Origin of the sequence: Ornithinimicrobium avium (genome assembly GCF_003351765.1) — a bacterium.
GTDB classification, from domain to species: domain Bacteria; phylum Actinomycetota; class Actinomycetes; order Actinomycetales; family Dermatophilaceae; genus Ornithinicoccus; species Ornithinicoccus avius.
Window position 1 is genome coordinate 2,410,739 of record NZ_CP031229.1, and the last position, 19,408, is coordinate 2,430,146.

General features: G+C 67.0%; 21 protein-coding genes. 9 read left to right on the plus strand and 12 right to left on the minus strand.

All coding sequences use genetic code 11. The annotated features are described in order from the left end of the window. Position 1: 1 nt before the first annotated feature. Positions 2 to 1,732 carry an AMP-binding protein gene (locus tag DV701_RS11000; protein ID WP_114928345.1) on the minus strand — a complete coding sequence of 577 codons (1,731 nt, stop codon included), beginning with the start codon at positions 1,730 to 1,732 and terminating at the stop codon, positions 2 to 4. Between the two features lie 54 nt (positions 1,733 to 1,786). On the opposite strand from DV701_RS11000, the gene DV701_RS11005 reads away from it, so the two are divergent. Both DV701_RS11005 and DV701_RS11010 read left to right on the plus strand, forming a co-directional pair. Next, on the plus strand, positions 1,787 to 2,146 hold the full coding sequence (locus DV701_RS11005) for a hypothetical protein (protein ID WP_114928346.1): 360 nt from the start codon (positions 1,787 to 1,789) through the stop codon (positions 2,144 to 2,146). Positions 2,147 to 2,180: 34 nt separating this feature from the next. Next, a complete protein-coding gene (locus DV701_RS11010) occupies positions 2,181 to 2,897 on the plus strand; it encodes a matrixin family metalloprotease (RefSeq protein ID WP_162802974.1) in 717 nt (238 codons plus the stop codon). Between the two features lie 64 nt (positions 2,898 to 2,961). Here DV701_RS11010 and DV701_RS11015 read toward each other — a convergent pair whose 3' ends face one another. Further along, on the minus strand, positions 2,962 to 4,083 hold the full coding sequence (locus DV701_RS11015) for an alpha/beta hydrolase family protein (RefSeq protein WP_114928348.1): 1,122 nt from the start codon (positions 4,081 to 4,083) through the stop codon (positions 2,962 to 2,964). Between the two features lie 29 nt (positions 4,084 to 4,112). Between DV701_RS11015 and DV701_RS11020 the strand changes: the two genes are divergently transcribed. After that, positions 4,113 to 5,297: a thiolase family protein gene (locus DV701_RS11020; protein ID WP_114928349.1), complete on the plus strand. Its 1,185-nt coding sequence runs from the start codon at positions 4,113 to 4,115 to the stop codon at positions 5,295 to 5,297. A 339-nt stretch (positions 5,298 to 5,636) separates the two neighbouring features. Here the strand turns inward: DV701_RS11020 and DV701_RS11025 are convergent, their stop codons facing one another. Then, positions 5,637 to 6,587: a hypothetical protein gene (locus DV701_RS11025; protein ID WP_162802975.1), complete on the minus strand. Its 951-nt coding sequence runs from the start codon at positions 6,585 to 6,587 to the stop codon at positions 5,637 to 5,639. Positions 6,588 to 6,870: 283 nt separating this feature from the next. Beyond that, complete coding sequence (locus DV701_RS18255; protein ID WP_162802976.1) at positions 6,871 to 7,707, minus strand: hypothetical protein; 837 nt, start codon at positions 7,705 to 7,707, stop codon at positions 6,871 to 6,873. 625 nt (positions 7,708 to 8,332) lie between these two features. Here DV701_RS18255 and DV701_RS11035 point away from each other — a divergent pair. Then, entirely contained in the window at positions 8,333 to 8,731 is a 399-nt protein-coding gene (locus DV701_RS11035; RefSeq protein WP_162802977.1) for a hypothetical protein, read from the plus strand. A 232-nt stretch (positions 8,732 to 8,963) separates the two neighbouring features. Next, a complete protein-coding gene (locus DV701_RS11040; RefSeq protein WP_114928353.1) occupies positions 8,964 to 9,887 on the plus strand; it encodes a tyrosine-type recombinase/integrase in 924 nt (307 codons plus the stop codon). Between the two features lie 1,053 nt (positions 9,888 to 10,940). On the opposite strand, the gene DV701_RS18260 is transcribed toward DV701_RS11040, so the two are convergent. The 4 genes from DV701_RS18260 to DV701_RS11060 all read right to left on the minus strand — a co-directional run bounded on the left by DV701_RS18260 (position 10,941) and on the right by DV701_RS11060 (position 13,735). Then, positions 10,941 to 12,053, minus strand: coding sequence for a hypothetical protein (locus tag DV701_RS18260; protein WP_162802978.1), 1,113 nt, complete (start codon positions 12,051 to 12,053; stop codon positions 10,941 to 10,943). Positions 12,054 to 12,414: 361 nt separating this feature from the next. Continuing rightward, entirely contained in the window at positions 12,415 to 12,678 is a 264-nt protein-coding gene (locus tag DV701_RS11050; protein ID WP_114928355.1) for a type II toxin-antitoxin system RelE family toxin, read from the minus strand. After that, a complete protein-coding gene (locus tag DV701_RS11055; protein WP_114928356.1) occupies positions 12,675 to 12,938 on the minus strand; it encodes a type II toxin-antitoxin system Phd/YefM family antitoxin in 264 nt (87 codons plus the stop codon). Before DV701_RS11055 ends, DV701_RS11050 begins: the two co-directional genes overlap by 4 nt. Positions 12,939 to 13,129: 191 nt before the next feature. Beyond that, entirely contained in the window at positions 13,130 to 13,735 is a 606-nt protein-coding gene (locus DV701_RS11060; protein WP_114928357.1) for a hypothetical protein, read from the minus strand. A 183-nt stretch (positions 13,736 to 13,918) separates the two neighbouring features. Between DV701_RS11060 and DV701_RS11065 the strand changes: the two genes are divergently transcribed. After that, on the plus strand, positions 13,919 to 14,842 hold the full coding sequence (locus tag DV701_RS11065; protein ID WP_114928358.1) for a tyrosine-type recombinase/integrase: 924 nt from the start codon (positions 13,919 to 13,921) through the stop codon (positions 14,840 to 14,842). A gap of 46 nt (positions 14,843 to 14,888) precedes the next feature. Here the strand turns inward: DV701_RS11065 and DV701_RS11070 are convergent, their stop codons facing one another. Then, entirely contained in the window at positions 14,889 to 15,557 is a 669-nt protein-coding gene (locus DV701_RS11070; protein ID WP_114928359.1) for a response regulator transcription factor, read from the minus strand. Continuing rightward, a complete protein-coding gene (locus tag DV701_RS11075) occupies positions 15,554 to 16,789 on the minus strand; it encodes a sensor histidine kinase (RefSeq protein ID WP_162802979.1) in 1,236 nt (411 codons plus the stop codon). Before DV701_RS11075 ends, DV701_RS11070 begins: the two co-directional genes overlap by 4 nt. 131 nt (positions 16,790 to 16,920) lie before the next feature. Here DV701_RS11075 and DV701_RS11080 point away from each other — a divergent pair, with 131 nt between their 5' ends. The 3 genes from DV701_RS11080 to DV701_RS11090 all read left to right on the plus strand — a co-directional run bounded on the left by DV701_RS11080 (position 16,921) and on the right by DV701_RS11090 (position 18,391). After that, positions 16,921 to 17,634, plus strand: a complete 714-nt coding sequence (locus DV701_RS11080; protein ID WP_114928361.1) for a hypothetical protein — start codon at positions 16,921 to 16,923, stop codon at positions 17,632 to 17,634. Between the two features lie 237 nt (positions 17,635 to 17,871). Next, on the plus strand, positions 17,872 to 18,069 hold the full coding sequence (locus DV701_RS11085) for a hypothetical protein (protein WP_114931034.1): 198 nt from the start codon (positions 17,872 to 17,874) through the stop codon (positions 18,067 to 18,069). Next, a complete protein-coding gene (locus DV701_RS11090; protein WP_114928362.1) occupies positions 18,053 to 18,391 on the plus strand; it encodes a type II toxin-antitoxin system PemK/MazF family toxin in 339 nt (112 codons plus the stop codon). The genes DV701_RS11085 and DV701_RS11090 overlap by 17 nt, the downstream gene beginning before the upstream one ends. Positions 18,392 to 18,558: 167 nt before the next feature. Here DV701_RS11090 and DV701_RS19155 read toward each other — a convergent pair whose 3' ends face one another. Further along, positions 18,559 to 18,861, minus strand: a complete 303-nt coding sequence (locus DV701_RS19155; RefSeq protein WP_228254986.1) for a DUF3024 domain-containing protein — start codon at positions 18,859 to 18,861, stop codon at positions 18,559 to 18,561. Beyond that, positions 18,815 to 19,399, minus strand: a complete 585-nt coding sequence (locus DV701_RS11100) for a hypothetical protein (protein ID WP_114928363.1) — start codon at positions 19,397 to 19,399, stop codon at positions 18,815 to 18,817. Before DV701_RS11100 ends, DV701_RS19155 begins: the two co-directional genes overlap by 47 nt. Positions 19,400 to 19,408: the final 9 nt, after the last annotated feature.

Consider the following 19,408-nt stretch of genomic DNA (forward strand, 5'->3'; position numbering starts at 1 on the left):
CCTACTGCCCGCGCAGCTCGGGGAAGTCGGAGTCGCGGTACTCCTGGGTGACCGCCCCGACGGTCCCGGGGCGCACGGCCTCGGCGGCGAGCTCCTCCTCGCGGGCCCGCAGCTCGACCCGGCGGATCTTGCCGGAGATCGTCTTGGGCAGCTCGTAGAACTCGACCCGCCGCACCCGCTGCCACGGGGCCAGGTGCTCGCGCGCGTGCTTGAGGATCGCGTAGGCGGTCTCCCGCGTGGGCTCGTGGCCCGGCGCCAGCGCGATGTAGGCCTTGGGCACCGCGAGGCGCACCTCGTCGGGGGTCGGCACGACCGCGGCCTCGGCGACCGCCGGGTGCTCGATGAGGACCGACTCCAGCTCGAAGGGGCTGATCTTGTAGTCGCTGGCCTTGAACACGTCGTCGGTGCGTCCGACGTAGGTGACCATCCCGCTCGCGTCCCGCTGGGCGACGTCACCGGTGTGGTAGAAGCCGCCGGCCATCGCCTCGGTGTTGCGCTGGTCGTCGCCCTGGTAGCCGGTCATCAGCGCGACCGGGTGCGCCGACAGGTCCAGGCACAGCTCGCCCTCCCCCGGCCCCTCGACGACCTCGCCGGTCTCGACGCTGACCAGCACGCACGGCATACCGGGCAGCGCCTTGCCCATCGAGCCCGGCTTGACCCGGTCCCCCGGCATGTTGCCGATCTGCGCGGTCGTCTCGGTCTGCCCGTAGCCGTCCCGCAGCGTCAGGCCCCAGTGCTTGCTCACCTGGGAGATGACCTCGGGGTTGAGCGGCTCGCCGGCGCCGATGACCTCGCGCAGCGCGCCCGGCCCGCCGGACAGGTCGGCGTTGATGAGCATCCGCCACACCGTCGGCGGCGCGCAGAAGGTCGTCACCCGGTAGGCCCGCAGCACCTTCAGCAGCGCAGCGGCGTCGAAGCGGGAGTAGTTGTAGACCATCACCGTCGCCTCGGCGATCCACGGCGCGAAGAAGCAGGACCAGGCGTGCTTGGCCCAGCCGGGGCTGGAGATGTTGAGGTGCACGTCACCGGGCCGCGCGCCGAGCCACGCCATCGTGGACAGGTGCCCGACCGGGTAGGACACCTGGGTGTGCTCCACCAGCTTGGGCCGGCTCGTGGTGCCGGAGGTGAAGTAGAGCAGCAGCCGGTCGTCCGGTCCCGTCCCCGGGTGCACGGTCGGTGCGGCGTCGAGGGTGTAGGCCGTGCGCAGGTCGGTCCACCCCTCCACCTCCCCGACGCTCACCCTGAGGTAGTCCCCCGGGACGGTCTCGAACTTGGCGGTGTCCGCGGGGTTGGCGATCACGACCTTGGCCCCGCCCCGCTCGATCCGGTCGCGCAGGTCGGCCGGCCCGGCCGCGGTGGTGGTCGGCATGAGGACGGCGCCGAGCTTGATGATGCCGAGCATCGTGTCCCACAGCTCGATCTGGTTGCCGAGCATGACGATGACGCTGTCGCCCCTGCCCACCCCCAGCCCCGCGAGGAAGGCCGCGACCTGGTCGGAGCGGTGCGCGATCTGGTCGAAGGTCAGCGTCTGGTCGGTCCCGTCCTCCTCGACGATCACCAGCCCGGGCCCGTGGTTGCCACGCGCGAACGCGTCGAACCAGTCGACCGCCCAGTTGAAGCGCCTCCCCACGTCGGGGTAGCGGAACTCGGCACGCGCGCGCTCCGGGTCGCCCTGGAGCGACAGGAGCTGGTCACGGGCTGCCCGGTATGCGGTGGTGGCGTCGGTGCTCATGTCCCTACCTTGCCCCGTCTGGCGCGGGACCGGTAGGGCAGGCACGATGTGAGGATGGCCACCTACGAGGTGAACGAGGCGGGCGTGGCGCGCTGCCGGGGGTTGATCGAGGCGCGGCAGTACGTCCTGGACAGCGAGTGGTCGGAGGTCCAGCCGGACGCCGCAGCGCAGAACGCCTACCTGGAGCGGCACAGCATGGAGGAGTACGCCGCCTGGCACCTCGGTCTCACCGTAGGCGCGACCGATCTGACCAAGGGACGCTACGCCTTCGGGTACGGCGACTTCCGGCGCGTGCACCGCTCGGCGCTCATCGCCTGCGTGTTCCGGGCAGCGCAGTGGCGGCACAAGGCGGTGGAGCTGGCCGCGCACGACCTGCTCCAGCGCCTCGACGCCCAGGCGCGGATCGGCACCTGAGCGCCGCCCACCCGGCGGCGGCGACACTGGGACGATGGGCAGGAGCGAGGGCAGGGCCGGGTGCGCGACCGTGCTCGGCACCCTCGTGGTCGTCGGGGCGGTCATCGTGGGCGCCGTCGCAGCCTCGCCGCAGATGGACCTGGCCGACCTGTGGGAGGCCACCGTCGTGGACCCGCACGACGGCGAGGCCGGCTCGGGCGGCGAGGGCTACTCGTTCATGATCACCTCCTCCTCCGGCAGTCCCGTCACCTGGGGCTGCGACGCCCGCATCGAGATCGAGGTCAACCCCGAGGGGGCACCCAGGGGGTATGCCGAGCCGCTCACCTCCGCGGTCGCCCGGGTCAACGAGGCCAGCGGCTTCACGTTCGAGGTGACCGGGGAGACGACGGACCGGGACTTCGACGACCGGCACCGCCGGACCGTGCTGCTGGGCTGGGCCGACGAGGAGGAGGTGCCCGGCCTGGAGGGCACGGTGGCAGGGCTGGGCGGGTCGACCTACCTGACCGGGCCCGGTGGTGGCGGCCGTGCCGTCGGTGGCTCCGTGGTGGTGGACACCGACGACGGCGGCTGGCTGGGCTTCGGCGGCATCGACCTGGAGGTGCTGCTCGTCCACGAGCTGCTGCACGTGCTCGGGCTGGGCCACACCGAGGACACGACGCAGCTCATGGCGGCGGAGAACTCCGGCCAGAGCGAGCTCGGCGAGGGCGACCTGGCCGGGCTGGCGGCGCTGCGGGAGGCGGCCTGCTCGTAGGACGCCGGGCGCTGGGCCGGAGATCGTCACCGGACGCCACGAGATCGACGCAGCCACCAGTGGTCTAGGTGAAGGCTGGTTCGTAGGGCAGTTCGATCCAGCGGATGCGCGCACCGCCGCCGTCGGCTACGGCGTCGTGCAGGGCGTCGGCGGCGGACCCGATGGAGTCGAAGGCGTCGTCACCTCCGGAGCGCAGCGCAAGGGTCAGCTCTCCGTCCACCTCGCGCTCGACCGTGACCTTCGCACCGCCGAGGCCGTAGACCTCACCAGGCAGGTGGGTCACCGACACGCGCTCCAGGACCTTCAGCCACCGCTCGACGGCGGACGACACCGCCGGGTCACTCACATCGACCAGTGCCCGTAGGTCCGCGATCTGGTGGGCACCCAGCGGGCCGGCCCAGTCGTATTTGAAGTCCCAGCGCGTCATGCTCTGACCGGCAAGGTGCTGACGGCGTCGAGGCCGGAGCGCCGACATCCACGCGACGGTGTCCTCCCACCAGGGCGCGTCCGCCGCGATGAGCGCCAGGTGGTCGACGCCGGGGAGCGTGCGCAGCTCCACGTCGTCGCCGGCGGAGCGGGCCGCCGCGACGTAGTCCTGGCTGTGGGCCAGGGGCACCCGCACGTCGGCGTCGCCGTGCACGACGAGGACCGGCACGCCGACGGGGAGCTGGCCGAGCGCGGACCCGTCGCGCAGCAGCGACTCCTCCTGGCCGGGCGAGGCGGCGACCAGCTCCTCCACCGCGTCGTCGCCGAGGTGCTCCCGGCGGGTCCGGGGCAGGTCGGTGACCGGCGCGAGCGCCACCACCCCGTCGACGCCGCGCTCCGCCGTGAGCAGGGCGAGCTGCCCGCCGACCGAGTGGCCGACCGTCACCACCGGACCGGACCACCCGCGCTCGCTGGCCGTGACCACCGCCAGGTCGACCCCGGCGCGGGCGTCGTCGAGGATCACCGGCCAGCTGCCGCCGGCACCGACGCGGCGGTACTCCACGTTGGCCACCGCCCAGCCCCGCCGCACGAGGTCCGCGGCCATCGGGGCCATGAGATCGCAGGTGAACCTCGCCCGCCAGTAGCCGCCGTGCACCAGCACCGCGACGCCCGTCGGGCCGTCGCCGTGCGCCGTCGGTCCGGGCTCGTGGAGCTCGAGCACCTGGTCATCGTGCACGCCATACCGGAGCAGCTCGCTCATCCGCCCAGTGTGCACGGCAAGATGGACTCATGCTCGGACAAGAGGTGTTCCTCCTCGACGCCGTGCGCACGCCGTTCGGCAAGCTGCGCGGCGGCCTGTCCCACGTGCGCACCGACGACCTCGCGGCCACGCCGCTGCGCGAGCTCGTGGCGCGCCACCCGGGGCTGGACCCGGCGAGGATCGAGGACGTCTACTACGGCAACACCAACGGCGCCGGCGAGGAGAACCGCAACGTCGCCCGGATGGCCGCGCTCCTGGCGGGCCTGCCGGTCACGGTGCCCGGCGCCACGACGAACCGGCTGTGCGCGTCCGGCTCGGAGGCGCTGGTCCAGGCCGCCCGGGCCGTCGCGGTCGGCGACGCCCGGCTCGTCGTCGCCGGCGGCGTGGAGGGGATGAGCCGCGCGCCGTACGTCCTGCCCAAGCCTGACGAGGCGCTCCCCCGGCGGATGGAGCTGCACCAGAGCACGGTCGGGTGGCGGATGGTCAACCCCGCTTTCCCCGAGGCGTGGACGGCGTCGCTGGGCGCCAGCGCGGAGGCCGTCGCGACCGCTCGGGGCATCGACCGGGAGGAGATGGACGAGTATGCCGTGCGCTCCCACCAGCGCGTCCACGCCGCCTTCGAGGCAGGCCTGCACGACGGGTTCGTCGTACCGCTGGAGGGCGTGGAGCGCGACGAGTCGCTGCGCCCGGAGGCCTCGATGGAGACCCTCGGCGCCCTGCGGCCGGCCTTCACGCCGGACGGGACGGTCACGGCCGGCAACTCCTCGCCGATCAACGACGGCGCCCTGGCGGCGCTGGTCGGCACGGCAGAGGTCGCCGAGGAGCTGGACGTGGAGCCGCTCGCGCGGATCGTCGGGTCGCGGACGGTCGCGCTCTCGCCCGAGCTCTTCGCGGTGGCGCCGGTGCCGGCGGTGCGGCAGCTGCTGGAGCGGACCGGGGTCGGCTTCGACGACGTCGACCTGTGGGAGGTCAACGAGGCGTTCGCGGCGATGGTGCTCTCGGTCCTGCACGACCTGCCCGAGCTCGACCCCTCGATCGTCAACGTCAACGGCGGCGCGATCGCGATCGGGCATCCCCTTGGCGCGAGCGCACCGCGCGTCGTGGTCGACCTGGCACGAGAGCTGCGTCGGCGCGGCGGTGGCGTCGGCGTGGCCGCCGCGTGCATCGGGGTGGGCCAGGGCACGGCGGTCATGGTCGAGGTGCCCCGCGCTTGAGCAGGCAGGGTGGCCTCTGATCCTGGGGCTCTGCAAGAACTCCCACCCGACCGCCCGATACACGCGAGGAGGGTGCGTCATTCCGCCCACTATGGGACGCGTCCTTCCGCCCAGAATGGGCTAAGAACGACCTCGCCGAGGACAGCTAGGAATGGGTCCACATTAGGCGGAGGCTCCAACGTTCACATTCCGAGGCAGCCCCCGGGACGCCTGCGACCAAGTGCCGTCAGTCGATTAAAGTTCCCGAATTCCTAACTCGAAAGAACAATGAGAAATGTTGTCGTCAAGCACGACAACGGCCCCCCCAAACCACCGGAGGGCAGTCGTCCTCTCAGTTGGTCAGCCGAGCGTAGTCAGCAGTCTGCCCAAGGCCTCCGCGATCGCGATCCCGCCAGATGAGCCGAGCGCGGCCACCGCCGCGCCGGACGCGTTCTCCGCGAGTCGCCTGATCACACCCGGGTCGCGAGGGCCGTTCGCCTCCGCCTCGATTTCGTCCAGACTCTCAACTACCTTCGCACGGGCTGTCGCGTCATACTCCGGGTTGGCATCTAGCAAGGCCCGCACCGCTTGGACGTCGGCCAGAACTTGCTGCCTCTGGTCGTTGCTGATCGGAGCGACCATTACATTCTGATCGCCGATCTGAACGTTCCCGCCATGGTTCGTGAACGAGCCATGTACTCCGCTGCGCTGGTCGTACGTCACCGACGATGAACCCGAGAACAGCGAACCGGTCAGCGACACGTCAGGCCTACCAAGGACTACTCGACCCTTCGGTTCCAGCCTGGTTCGCACGAAGTCCTGCTGGGCGCTGTGGAACCCGTGGATATACCCCTGAGATTCGAGGACTTTCATGCACGTTTCGCGTTCCTGCTCCGTGACTTCCGGTAGCCCGGGCATGTGCAGGTTCCATGAAGCGACCTCGGTCCACGTGACGTCCTGGCCCTTCTCGGCCATGTGGCGCAGGATCTCACGAGCCGTGTGGTCGTAGCGGTCCTGACCGGTCGCCTGCGATTCCTGCAGTTCCCTCACAACCGTCCTCCCCATCGCCGTTGGTTGGTGACCGCCACTCATCCGGCCGCTTGACCGGAGAAGACCGAGGGCCTCAAGGTCTCTCGTGTGCTCCATCACGTCGCGAGTACCGAGCCCCACCGACTTCCCTGCAGATTCGGTAGAAACGTACTCGTTAGGTTCGTCTCCCGGGTTGTCGCCCACGGCTTCAGCTACGGCTGCCAGCAACTTGAACTGGTCGGTGCCCCTAAGCCGTGCTTTCAAAGCAGTCTTATCCATCATTCTCGCCTTCTCGCTCGCCGCCGGAACATGGATATCGGTCGGCGGCCCTCCCGATGTTGTCAAACGGTAGTCTTGCGGACCGACACACCCCCAGGGCACGGTCTCGGGCGACTCGTCATCGGTGCGTCATTCCGCCGCGACTAACTGCTCTTCCCCATTGCAGCCAGTTTGGGTCCGCCTGCTCGGCCGTTGCGAGCGAAGCAGGAATTGGTCCGCGTAGCAGCTTGCCTTGTGGGGGCGACCGGTGATGGACGGTGGCCCTCTGCCACACTCAAAGTGGCGTTCAGTGCTCGAGCCCAGACGTTCTAACGAAGTTCGCTATCGCGATTCCATAAAGGCAGAACGCTAGCCCTGCGGCTACTAGGAAGATCAAGGACAATGAGTCGACTCTTCCAAACTCAGGGAAGGTCTCCAGTGCCGACGGTACTGGAGAAAGAATATAGGCACAGATAACGAACCCACCGGTCGTAACGCCGCACATGCGAAGGCGCCGCAAGAGAGTGCGCTCCCTTACACTAGGTGGAGTCTTCCAGGTTCGAACCACGCGAGTGCTGCCGCGGCATCCGAGCCAAACGACAACGAAGACATACAAGGAGGTCGGGACGATCGATCTCTCGATCCCGTAGGCGTTGAGTGCGAACACTGTGAATACGGATACCTCGTAGGCAGCGAAAGCGACGAGTGCCATGAATACCTCAGCCAGAAGTCGGTCAGAGCCAAATGTCGGCGTCCTTCCCATCGCTTCAAGCGCACCAGCGAAGAGGGCTAACGCCCCAGCCGCCATTAATATAACCGCCATGGCCCCGACTGCGCTGCTTCGCGCTACTGCTCGAGAGAGCAGGTCTGAGTCCTGAGACTCCCGTGCAAATTCGCCAAGGTCACTGAGGCTAGGATGCCCAGTTAGGCCGCCCCAGATGATGGCGGCGAGTATCAAGAAGACGCAGGCCATTAGCAGGAGTTTGAGGACCTGCGCGATTCTCGTCTTGTCGCCTTCGGTAGAGTTGGGGGCAGCCTTCCAGGACCGCTCAGCAATAATCGACATCAGCACCAAGATGATGCTTGCCAGGACGCCAGATAGCGTACTGTGGGCAGTTGCTGCCTCGGTGACATCCCATCCCATCAGGCAAGTGTAGTGCCCGCACATGGGCTGCCGTCCTAGCGCGTATCAGTTCGTTGTGTCAATCAGCGACTTAAGTTCCGTGCCACACCCACGCGCCGTGCGGTGTCAGGCCCGAATGAGCACCCGCCACCGAACTTCGGCGTGTCATTTCGCCGCAAGTGGCATGCGTGGCCGGTCGAGGGGGACCAGCCGATGCTGTCCTCTCGTGCACGTGCAGGCCAACGGTCGACGCTCGGGTGGCAGGGCTTGTCGGAGCCCGTCTCTAGCATCTCGGCATGGCTCAATGCACAGCGCCCGTCGACGGTCACCGCACGGCAAGCCTCCCGGCAAGCGGCCGCACCTGCCGCAGGCGTCGCTCTTACTGCCGCCCCACCTACCCCAACGCCACTCGGCGCCTGTTTGCGGCACTAAGCGTTGAAGAATCATTTGCGTTGCGGGAGAGGGTATGGTAAAGCGCGCGTGGGGCAGTTGGAGGGAGGCTTCCCGCCTGTGGGACGCGTATCTATTGCGTGTTGGGCAATGGAGACTGCTACCGAAGCTCGCGGGCGTTGCAGTTGGCGACCTCGTGCTCAGCGTGTTGCTTGCCCGCCTTTCCTTTCTCCTTTGCCTACTCTTGGGCCTTCCTATGGTGTGGTTCGAGACGATCGTCAAGTTCATCGCCTTCACGGGGGCAATCGCTTTCGCTGTAGGTCTCGGCTCAATCTGCTGGATCGGCCTGAGGGACCTCGGGCTCAAGATTGGTGGTGTCGGCGCCTTGGCGATTGCAGTCGTGAACTTCTATGTGCTGAACTATGTTATCGACTATCAAGAGTGGATTTTGACTCAGGTCTCACGGGCGAGCCCGGATCCAGGTGGTTTTGCCGAGGGCATTGACTGGGCCAATCCTTACGCTCGCTGGTACGTCGGAGTTGTTGCCCTGCTGGGAACTTTGATTGGATTCGTCTTCAAGATTAGGAACGCCTACGGACTGCTGCGCCACGGAGAGAAGCATAAGCAATCACCGACATGGAGCCGCCTCCAGTAGGGACCATCCAAGCAAGTACTACGCCAGCTTGGTAACCCATCCGTAAGCGACCCGGGTGGGCACGTCCTTTTCCCGCGGACTCGCTTGTCGCGAGTCAGCGAGTCCGACCGGTGCGTCATTCCGCCGCGAGCGGACGCGGAGTCGGGCGCCGTAGCGTCGTTGGGGTCAGTGCCTCGTCGCGCTGGCGGCGGGCGTCGACAGTGGCCCTACGAGGTCGCCGCAGGAGGCGACCATGTCCACCACGACCAGCTCCACCGCGGCACTGCCGTTCCAGCCGTCCTCGATGAGCCCTGCGCAACTGGCAGCGGTCTCGTTCTTGGCTCGCTACTCCGGAGCGACTCACGCCCTGTACCGGGCACATCTGGGTCGCTGGTTCGCCTGGTGCGAGACCAACGCGTTGGACCCGTTGGTCGGGATACAGCGTGCGCACGTCGAGCTCTACATCCGTGACCTCGGGGACGCCGGCCTGATGGACTCCTCGGTGAACACGATGATGCACGCCGTGCGCGGGTACTTCCGGTTCGCGCACATCGACGGCACCATCCCCGCCGACCCGGCCGTGTACGCCCGGCTCCCGAAGGTCCACCGGGACGAGTCGCGCACCCAGGGCCTGGACCGGCTGGAGCTGATCCGCTTCCTCCAGGTCGCCCAGACGATCTCCGTCCACCACGGCGCGCTGGCCTACCTGCTCGGGATCAACGCCCTGCGCGCCTCCGAGGCCGCGGCCGTTCGCATCGAGGACTACACCGACGTCCTGCGCGGCCACCGGGTGCTGCACCTGGTTGGCAAGGGCAACAAGCCCGCCACCATGCCGCTGACCGTTCCCGTCCTGCGGGTCCTGGAGGCCTGCCGCGGTGAGCGCACCACCGGGCCGCTGATCCTGCGACCGCTCTCCGGGAGACCGATCGACCGTCGTGACGTCTACCGGATGGTGCAGCGCATCGCGAGGAGCGCGCGGATCCCCAGGCACATCAGCCCCCACTCGCTACGGCACGCCGCCATCACCAACGCCCTGGACGCCGGCGTGCCCCTGCGCGACGCCCAGATCCTCGCCCGTCACGCTGACCCCAGAACCACCGAGCACTACGACCGAGCCCGCGGCAACCTCGACCGCCACGGCGTCCACTTCCTCACCGCCTACGTCGCCGGCGTATAGGTACGCGGCCGACTACGTCAGATCCGCCCAGGATGATGTACCTGCGTGTGGGGCCTCAGGGGTCATCACAGGCCGCAGGTGACCAGCGCGTAGGCACCTGGGTTGGCGTGCAGGGAGAGGTGCGAGGAAACCCCGACTACTCTACGAAAGGATTATCTTACATGAGAGCCGTCAACACCAGCACATTCCGCAGGAAACACGCCGATCAGATCACCGCTATGTCAGGAGTCCTGGGGGCAGCCGCCGAACCCCACGGCTCGGACAAGGAGTCGGCAGGGGCCGAGCGTTCGGCTACCTGTTGTGTCGCCCCGTATTGTCAATGGCCAAGAAGCCGACGTCAGGGTCCGGGTCTGGCCCTGTCCAGTCCTTGATACAGATCACCCCGTCCCCGTTCTTGTCGATGGTGTCAAAGAATCCCGGATTGTAAAGAATCCCGGATTGTCCGGGTTCACCAAGGTGGTGTTTTCCACCCACGGGCCCAGGCACTGTCCCCCCGCGGGAGGCACGGCCAAAGCGGTAACCGGTCCTACAGCGCCCAAGCCCAATGCAATCGCGACACATCCAAGAGCGCGGCGAGTGCGGTAATGACGATCCATGACGACCTCCCTGTAAGCACGAAAGTGGGTCACCTCAGTGTTCTGCGGCCCTGCTCGCATGTCAACAGGCGGATCACAGCGGACGCCCGCCTCTGCCGCCGGTCGGTCGTTTCGGCGTGCGTCAATCCGCCGCATAGGGACGCGTCTTGGCGCCCGGACTGTGTGCTCCCTCCGTATCCAACGGAACCTCTGGCTCGCAGAAAACGCGCCGGTCGCCAACCTCGTCCCAGACAGGTGGAGCACCTGACCGCCCTCGCCCCTCCCTGACCCATCAGCGCTCATCCTGTCCCGACCAGCTAGCACACCGCCTGGGACCATGGAAAACTGACGTCGCGGAAGGCCGTCCGGAACTCTGTCCTACCCCAGTGCCAGAACTACCCCCCGACATCTCCTGCAACGCCGTCACACCACGGCCGACGGCGACCCACGAAAGAACGAGGATGGGCAATCTATTCAGCTAGTTTAGCGGTCGATTGCCGATCTTATCATGGATCGCGTCCTCATTCTCCATGTAAATTTGAGCTATGTCGCCGTCACCATTCGGCGCACCTAAGTAGTTTTGATTTATGGCGTTGGCCATCGAGTCGCTAGTAAAGGGCACTTCTAGTGGGTACAACATGAAGCGATTATCGACCGAAAATTCGGCGGTGAGTAGTTCACTGGTCGCACCATCGATGTAGTGGAGCGTGATGTCGTCATGTCGATTTCGCTCATCAGGGAAGAAATTGATCTGAGCGCCAAGGACAACGCTGTCAGCCGGCAAGGCGTCAGCCGTGGCGATCATCTGCCGGAGACCAGCGTGGTCGAGCGCCGACGGACAGTCGAATTCATCCTCACAAAGTGTGCGGTCTTCGCCTGTCTCTGCCATGCCCCGTATCAGATAGGTACCCATAGCATCGAATATCCTTTGTGATTCTGGCATTACCCGATCGATATCTATGCCTAGCTCATCCTTGTTGACGAGATAGACGTTTAGGACGGCAGTGATATTTTCACCAGCTGCCACCGCGATTTCAACCGATTCCGTCCCCCCACCAGGGGTCTCTAAGTCAGCCAGCCACGTGTTGTCTTCACGATCTATCAAGTCGGCGTGGTGGGCAAGAGGCGTCGATGCGCCCCTCTCGACCAGGAAGTTTTCGACATAATTACGCCCTGCTTCCGGTGCGGAACCTAGTATCCAATCGTGGTCCAGGCCCGCGTAGAAGGCTCGCATCTGGCTGATGTCCCCACCGTCATGAAAGTACGGCACCCGTTCAGTTGCAAATCTGAAGTCGACAGCTGCCGGCTCAGTATCGCTGGCTGTTGGGTCAACCACCTCTCCACCGGCCGGGCTGGGCGGGTCGATTTCGACAGGGGCGCTTGGCTGGACCCCAGCCGACGCGGTTGATACAGGTGGGGTTTGCTCGGCTCCGGGCTCGGTCTCGCCGTCGCCCAGGGTTGAGCCGACGAGTACGCCTCCACCCAGCAGCACCACTCCCGCCGCGACTCCGCCGATTAATTTACTCCGGCTCTTTCGCTTGGCCTCCGCCTCACGCATGCGCGCAAGTTCGGCCCCTTCTTCGTCCACCACGTCGTGCTCCCTCAGTCCACGGATGCCGGGATCGTACAACAACCCGCGTCGCGCCCGCACCGGACCGCTCGCGGCACCGAGAGTCCCTCCCGTAATCGATGAGCACCCGGGTTACGTGTTCAGTGTCTGTGTACTTCATCAGGACCCTCCTGCGCTACAACGTCGCTGTAGCCTTCGACGACCCTGATACGACGTTCTTGATGTCGTAGAAGCATTTGCCCGGACGAGTGTGCCTTGGTCTCTTGTCTGCCATATCCGGGCTTGCTTCCCACTGAACTCATCGGCATTGGGTCGATCGTTGCGGAGTGCGTCATTTCGCCGCGAGCGGACCTGCGCCGGCGTAGTGGGACTCGGTGGATCGTCAGCGACGTTGGTAGATGTCGCGTCTGTGGCCGACGGCCACGACCAGGACGAGAAGGACGTCGTCGCGGATCTCGTAGATGATGCGGTAGTCGCCAGTGCGAACCCGCCACTCACCGTTTCCACCGACGAGTTTCTTCGCCGCATTGGGCCGGGGTTGGTCCGCGAGCAGCTCGACCGCTGCCTGCACGCGGCGCCGCGCATCTGGGTTGAGCTTACGCAGCTGGCGCACCGCGGCAGGCGCGACCTCGACGCGATATGTCATGCCAGGCCGAGGTCGGCCTTGACCTGATCCCACGGGATGGCAGTCTCGCCCTCGTCCAGCTCGGCTCGGGCGGCCCGGGCGGCCTCGATGTCGGCAAGGTCCTCCGCGGCTGCGATCAACCCGTCCAGATCGTTGGCATCGATCACGGCAGCCACCCGCCGGCCACGACGGGTCAGGTAGATCGGGTCGTGCCCGATGCGGGCGGCATCGACGACATCCGCCAGTCGAGCTCGGGCGTCGCTGACAGTGATCTCTCTCATGGATCAACGGTACCGCATAAACCGCGATTTTGTACAATAGAGCCTAGTTGGCGCACTTCTGTCGGGTAGGGCAGCACCCCAGCAGCACCCCAGCGTCGCGGCGGGTCACGTCATCAGGAGACCGCATCACTTCGCCGCGAGTAGGTATGGACGGTAGCGGCCCCGGAGAGGAAGTCCAGCTCGCCGTGGCCTCAGTGGCTCCGGCCAGCTTTGGCGGGGCAGTGCTCGACGCCGACTCCTCCCGGCCTCCAGGTGATTCCGGTGATCGAGCGCAGCGGCGCGAACGGGTCGCATGCTCGTGGCCAGGCCACCGGCAGGCTGGCCGAGATCTCTGTTGCCTCGCCCGGGGAGGCCCGAACGGCCAACCGGCGCAACGCCTCTACGTCAGTGAGCTTGACCGTGACACTCCAGGTCGCCGTCCCGTGGTCGACGGAGTCGCCGCCCTTGGCCTCGCTCTCCACCGACAGGATCCGCAAGGCGCCGGCCTCCACCGCCTCCTCCAGCCCATCGCTGGGCCAGATCAGCCAGGCAAGGGCATCGAAGACGTCATCGTCGGGCGCGGCATCCGGTGCCTCACGCTCGGCCTCCTCGACGCCGAGGTCACCGCCCGAGGCGGCGATCACGACGCCCTCGTTCGACCGCGCCGCGGCCTGCAGGGCAGAAGCATCAGTGATGGTGACCTCTGCGGTGGCGGTCAGTTGCCACACCTGCCGGTTCTTCCCGCGCTGCGGTGGCTGGGGAGGGACCTGCGGCTGGTGGTCGGGCAGCTGAAAGAGACCTGGCTGGTCGGCATCCATGCCGACCGACCCTATGCCCCTCAGCTCCGCTGGTCCGATGTCTGACGGAAGGTCGCGCGCTCCGTCGCACGTCTCATCGCCGGGCGGGTCCAGTGTTCGGCGTAGCGTCGTTGGGGTCAGTGCCTCGTCGCGCTGGCGGCGGGCGTCGACAGTGGCGCAACGAGGTCGCCGCAGGAGGCGACCATGTCCACCACGTCCAGCTCCGAGACGATCCTGCCGTTCCAGCCGTCCTCGATGAGTGCCGCGCAGCTGGCAGCGGTCTCGTTCCTGGCGCGGTATTCCGGGGCCACGCATGCCCTGTACCGGGCGCAACTGGGTCGCTGGTTCGCCTGGTGCGGGACCAACGGGTTGGACCCGTTGGTCGGGATACAGCGAGCCCACGTCGAGCTCTACATCCGTGACCTCGGGGACGCCGGCCTGATGGACTCCTCGGTGAACACGATGATGCACGCCGTCCGGGGCTACTTCCGGTTCGCCCACATCGACGGCACCATCCCCGCCGACCCGGCCGTGTACGCCCGGCTCCCGAAGGTCCACCGGGACGAGTCGCGCACTCAGGGCCTGGACCGGCTGGAGCTGATCCGTTTCCTGCAGGTTGCTCAGACGATCTCCGTCCACCACGGCGCGCTGGCCTACCTGCTCGGGGTCAACGCGCTGCGTGCCTCCGAGGCCGCGGCGGTGCGGATCGAGGACTACACCGACGTGCTGCGAGGCCACCGGGTGCTGCACCTGGTTGGCAAGGGCAACAAGCCCGCCACCATGCCGCTGACCGTTCCCGTCCTGCGGGTCCTGGAGGCCTGCCGCGGTGAGCGCACCACCGGGCCGCTGATCCTGCGACCGCTCTCCGGGAGACCGATCGACCGTCGTGACGTCTACCGGATGGTGCAGCGCATCGCGAGGAGCGCGAGTATCCCCAGGCACATCAGCCCCCACTCGCTTCGGCACGCTGCCATCACCAACGCCCTGGACGCCGGCGTGCCCCTGCGCGACGCCCAGATCCTCGCCCGGCACGCTGACCCCAGAACCACCGAGCACTACGACCGAGCCCGCGGCAACCTCGACCGGCACGGCGTCCACTTCCTCACCGCCTACGTCGCCGGCGTATAGTCGGGCTGCCACGTCAGTTCCGCCCAGATAGACGCGCGCTTCGCTGCTATTGCTCAGCGCGTTGTCCGGGGGAGATGAATCCTGACTCGTAGGCGAAGATGACTGCTTGCACGCGGTCACGCACTCCGAGCTTGGCGAAGAGCCGGTTGATGTGTGTCTTCACCGTGGCTTCGGACACGAACATCACGCGGGCTATGTCGGCGTTCGAGCGGCCGTTGGCCAGGTGCTCGAACACCTGTCGCTCCCGCTCGGTGAGCTCAGCGAGTCCGGGTGCTGTTTCGCCGGGGCGTGGTTTGGCCATGAACTGGCGCATCAGCTGCCTGGTCACGTCGGGAGCGATCAGCTCCGTCCCTGCGGCGACGGACCGTACCGCGTGGACGAGGTCACCGGCGGTCGTGGTCTTCAGGAGGAAGCCCGACGCGCCTGCGTGGAAGGCGTCCCAGACGTTCTCATCGGCCCCGTAGGTCGTCAGCACGATGACCCGTCCGGTCCAGTGCCGGTCGGAACAGATCCGACGGGTTGCCTCGACGCCGTCCAGCAGCGGCATCCTGATGTCCATCAGGACGACGTCCGGAGTCAGTCGAAGGGTCTGCTCGACAGCATCGACCCCGTCCTCCGCTGCGCCGACGACCTGGCAATCGGGTTGAGAGTCGAGGATTGCCTGGAACCCTTCGCGCACGAGTGCCTGGTCATCCACGACGAGGACGCGAATCATGACTCACCCACGTGATGCTCCAAGGGGAACCGGCCCCGGACGACCCAGCTGCCATCCGGCAAGCGTGGTCCGGCTTCGAGTGTCCCGCCATAGAGCCGGGCACGTTCGCTCATGCCGATGATCCCGAAGCCAGGACTCTCCGGGCGCTGGGGACGACCGCCTCCGTCGTCGATGATCTCCACCTGTAGGGCGACGGGGGTGTAGGTGATGATCACCTCGCAGCGGCTCCGGCTCGCGTGCTTGCGCACGTTGGTGAGTGATTCCTGGACGATCCGGAAGATCGAGAGAGCCAACCCGCGCGGCAGCTCACGAGGTGTGCCCTGGACGCTCAGGCTCACCGAGTGACCCACGGCCTGCTCGGCGGCGATGAGCTCGTGCACGTCATCGAGGGCCGGTTGAGGTCGGCGTCCGGCAGTCTCGCCTCCGCGCATCAGCCCCAACATGTGGCGCATCTCGAGCATCGCTTCAGCACCTGTCGCCTGGACCTCGTGCATGGCCTTACGAGCAGCCTCGGGTGAGTAGTCAATCAGCTCGGCGGCAGCAGCTGCCTGCACGACCATCGCAGAGAGGCCGTGAGAGACGATGTCATGAAGCTCTCGGGCGATGCGCTCTCGTTCGTCGTCGGCCGCCCGTCTCGTCCGGCGCTGCGCGCTGGCGACCGCCTCCGCCTCCGCGCCGGCGCGCGCGCGGACCAGGACACCAGCGATCCACGGACCAGTGATGAGGAGCAGACCGAAACCGTAGTCGGAGCCGCCCACGCCTGTGGCCGCGATCGCAACCGAGACCAGCGTGGTGCCGATCGCGAGGCCGATGGCCGAGGCTTTCCGATCGAGGTGCGCGCCGACGGAATAGGCGGCGACGAGGATGAACGGGATCGTCATCAGCTGGGCGTTGACGGCGACGCCGAGGAATGACTGGACGGTCAGCGCCAGCAGGACGAGCGTGAGGCACGTGCGCGGGCGCAGCCGCCGTATTATCAGCGCAGCGGTCATGACCAGCAGGGACAGGTTCGCGACCAACGCGTGGCCGGGGACCGCCCCGAGCGTCACCTCGACCAGGCCAGCGAGTCCGATGACTCCCGCGAGCAGGATGTCCTCTCGACGCTCCGCACCCATCGTCCGGACCGACGAGCTGACGGAGTGGACGTCGAGCCCATCACCGACCCACCGCATGCCCATCAGCGTCTCAGGTACCGCCGCGGGATGCATCCACCTTGCGGCCAGCTCCCTCAACCTGCGGATGGAACAGGCTCCGCGATTTCTTGGAGCCAAGAGCTACCGAAACTGCCTCTGCGGCCGACGCGCGAGCCAGCGAGAACGGATGGACTTACCGGGTCCGATTCCGTCAATGAGGAGCCAAACCCATGCGCAACGAACCACAGGCGTTGTCCGCAACAAGTCCAGTCGACACACACGCCTCACACGCCCATCGCATCGTCACGGCAGCGGCGCTCGCCGGCTCCGCCATGCTCGTTGGCATCGGCGGACTCATCGCGCCGCCGAACGACGGGCAGGCAACTGGCCTGTACGACGTGGCGTCCTCGGCCCCCGGCCGCCTGACGGTCGAGGCCGTCGTACTCGTCATCTCATCCATCCTGCTCGTCGTCGGCGTGATCGGCGCCGCGCGGGTGGTCCGCGGCCGCGGGAGGCGGCTGGCCTGGGCCGCCGCCCTCTTCGGGGTGATGGGCGCCCTCGGCCACGTCGCCTACGCCACCTTCTCCCTCATCACGATCCAGGTCGTAGACGCAGCACCAGACCGCGCCGCGGCAATCGAGACTCTTGACAGTATCAACGGCGATGCGGCGATCGGACTGCTCGTGATGCCGCTGGTCGTGGCGTACGGGCTGTCGGTGATCCTGCTCCCGATCGCCTTCTACCGTCGCCGGCTGGTGCCACTCTGGGTCGTCGGACTCGCCGGCGTGGCGTTCGTCCTCGAGGTGGTAGCCCCCGGCGGCGTCCTCGCGGTCCTCGGTCTAAAGTACGCACTCGGGGCGGCGGCAGGCCTGGCCCTAGGCTGGCGGATCACACAGCTCTCCAACTCGGAATGGCGCAACCCAGAAACCATCGACCTAACCTGACCCGACACCGTCGCGGCGGACGCGCGTCACCAGGCGGGCCACAAGGAACCCTCGGGTCGGGATGGCCAACTGCACCCCGCTTCGCCCGTGCTGGTTAGTCACGAAACCCCTTGCACGCCGCAGCCGACAAGCGCGTCACTTCGCCGCGAGCCGGGCGCTTTTACTCGCGTCGTGGGTAGCAGTTGGAGGGCGAGCCGCCGTGTAGACGGAATCATCTACATGGCGTACCGTTGCCACATGGCCGAGACGACGACGATACGCATCAGCCGGGACACCCACGCCCGGGTCACCCGCTTGGCGGCCGAGCGCCACGAGACGATCGACGAGTTGGTGAGCAGCGCTCTGAGAGCGCTGCGCCAAGACGGCATGGGCCGCGACCTGTCCGAAGATCTCACTGAGGATGAGACGGCCTGGCTCGATGCTGACGCCGGGTGACGTCGTCGAGCTCGACCTCGGCACTCCGGCCGGTAGCGAGGCGGGGCTACATCGTCCCGCGGTCGTCGTCACTGCCGCACGGGTGCTGGCGGGTGGACCGAACGTCGTGCAGGTAGTGCCGCTGACCCGCACCATCCGGTCCAGCAGCACCGAAGTGGTCATCGACCCTGATCACGGCAACCGTCTTGCAGAGCGTTCCTCGGCGCAGTGCCAGCACGTGCGATCTGTGGCCACCTCGCGTATCCAGCACCGCACCGGAAATGTCGGCCCCGTAGTACTCGGCGAGGTCCGAGAGACCCTCGCGCTGCTGCTGGACCTCTAACGTCCCTCGGCGCGGGCCCTCGACGAGAGTCCAGCGCTTCGACGTAGCCCCTTCCGCCGCGTTTCGCCATTTGTAGGCCTTGTCGAAGTCCGTCTAGACCTCGAGAAGTTGGATGTTGGACTCGCTTGATCGGTCACTGTTGGAGAGGGCTTGGCTACGAGGGTTGGTCAGCCCCAGAAGATGTGGGTGGGGTCGCGGTCTATCTCGTCTAGGAGGGACTCGATGGTGCGTGCGGACCCGACCCGGTCGTACAGGTGGAAGCGGAGGTTGCGGTCCCTCCAGTACAAGGTCCAGGCCTTGTCCTTTGCGGTGTATCGCAGGCGCGCGATGGGCAGGCTCGTCCATTCGGGTCCGAAGTCCTCGCGCCAGGGCGCGCGCCGCTCGACGATGGTCAGGTGTCGGTCGCTCTGGAACGGCCACCGGTCAGGCTCCGTTGCTGCCGGCTGCGGCGTTGAGCGCTTCGAAGGCAACGTCGAGTCGCCGCTGGCGACGCATGTCAGTTTCGTGGTTGGCTTCGGCTGCGAGGGACCCGATGAGTTCCTCCAGTCCGTCTTCGGTGGCAGGCAGGACGACCTTGCCGGTGGCGTGAGGATGGATCCGGAACACCAACCGTTGAGAGTCGACGTCGAGCAGGTTCAGTTCGCGCAGCGTCGCTGCCACCTCGGTGGGGATGAGGATCTGGTGGACGGGCTCGGCGCGAGCGAGCCGTCGCGGTCGCAGGTCGAACGGTGAATCGGCCCAGTTACTGATGCGGCCCTGGTCTGCGCAGCTGCTGCACTGCCAACGGATCGGAACCGAGACGTCGAGGTCGCGGTGCAGAACCATCCGGCCCGGGCAGGCACGGTGGCCGGGGCGGCGGCGACATGGCAGCGCGCTCTCCCAAGCTGTACCCGCGTCGCCTGCGGTGGCCGCGCTGACGAGGTCGCCCAGCTGCTCGGCAAGCCGGCGTGCGGGGCCTGGTGCATCCAGGGGCAGGTCGAGGAAGTGCTGCAGATCGGTGACCATCATCGCCCCGGA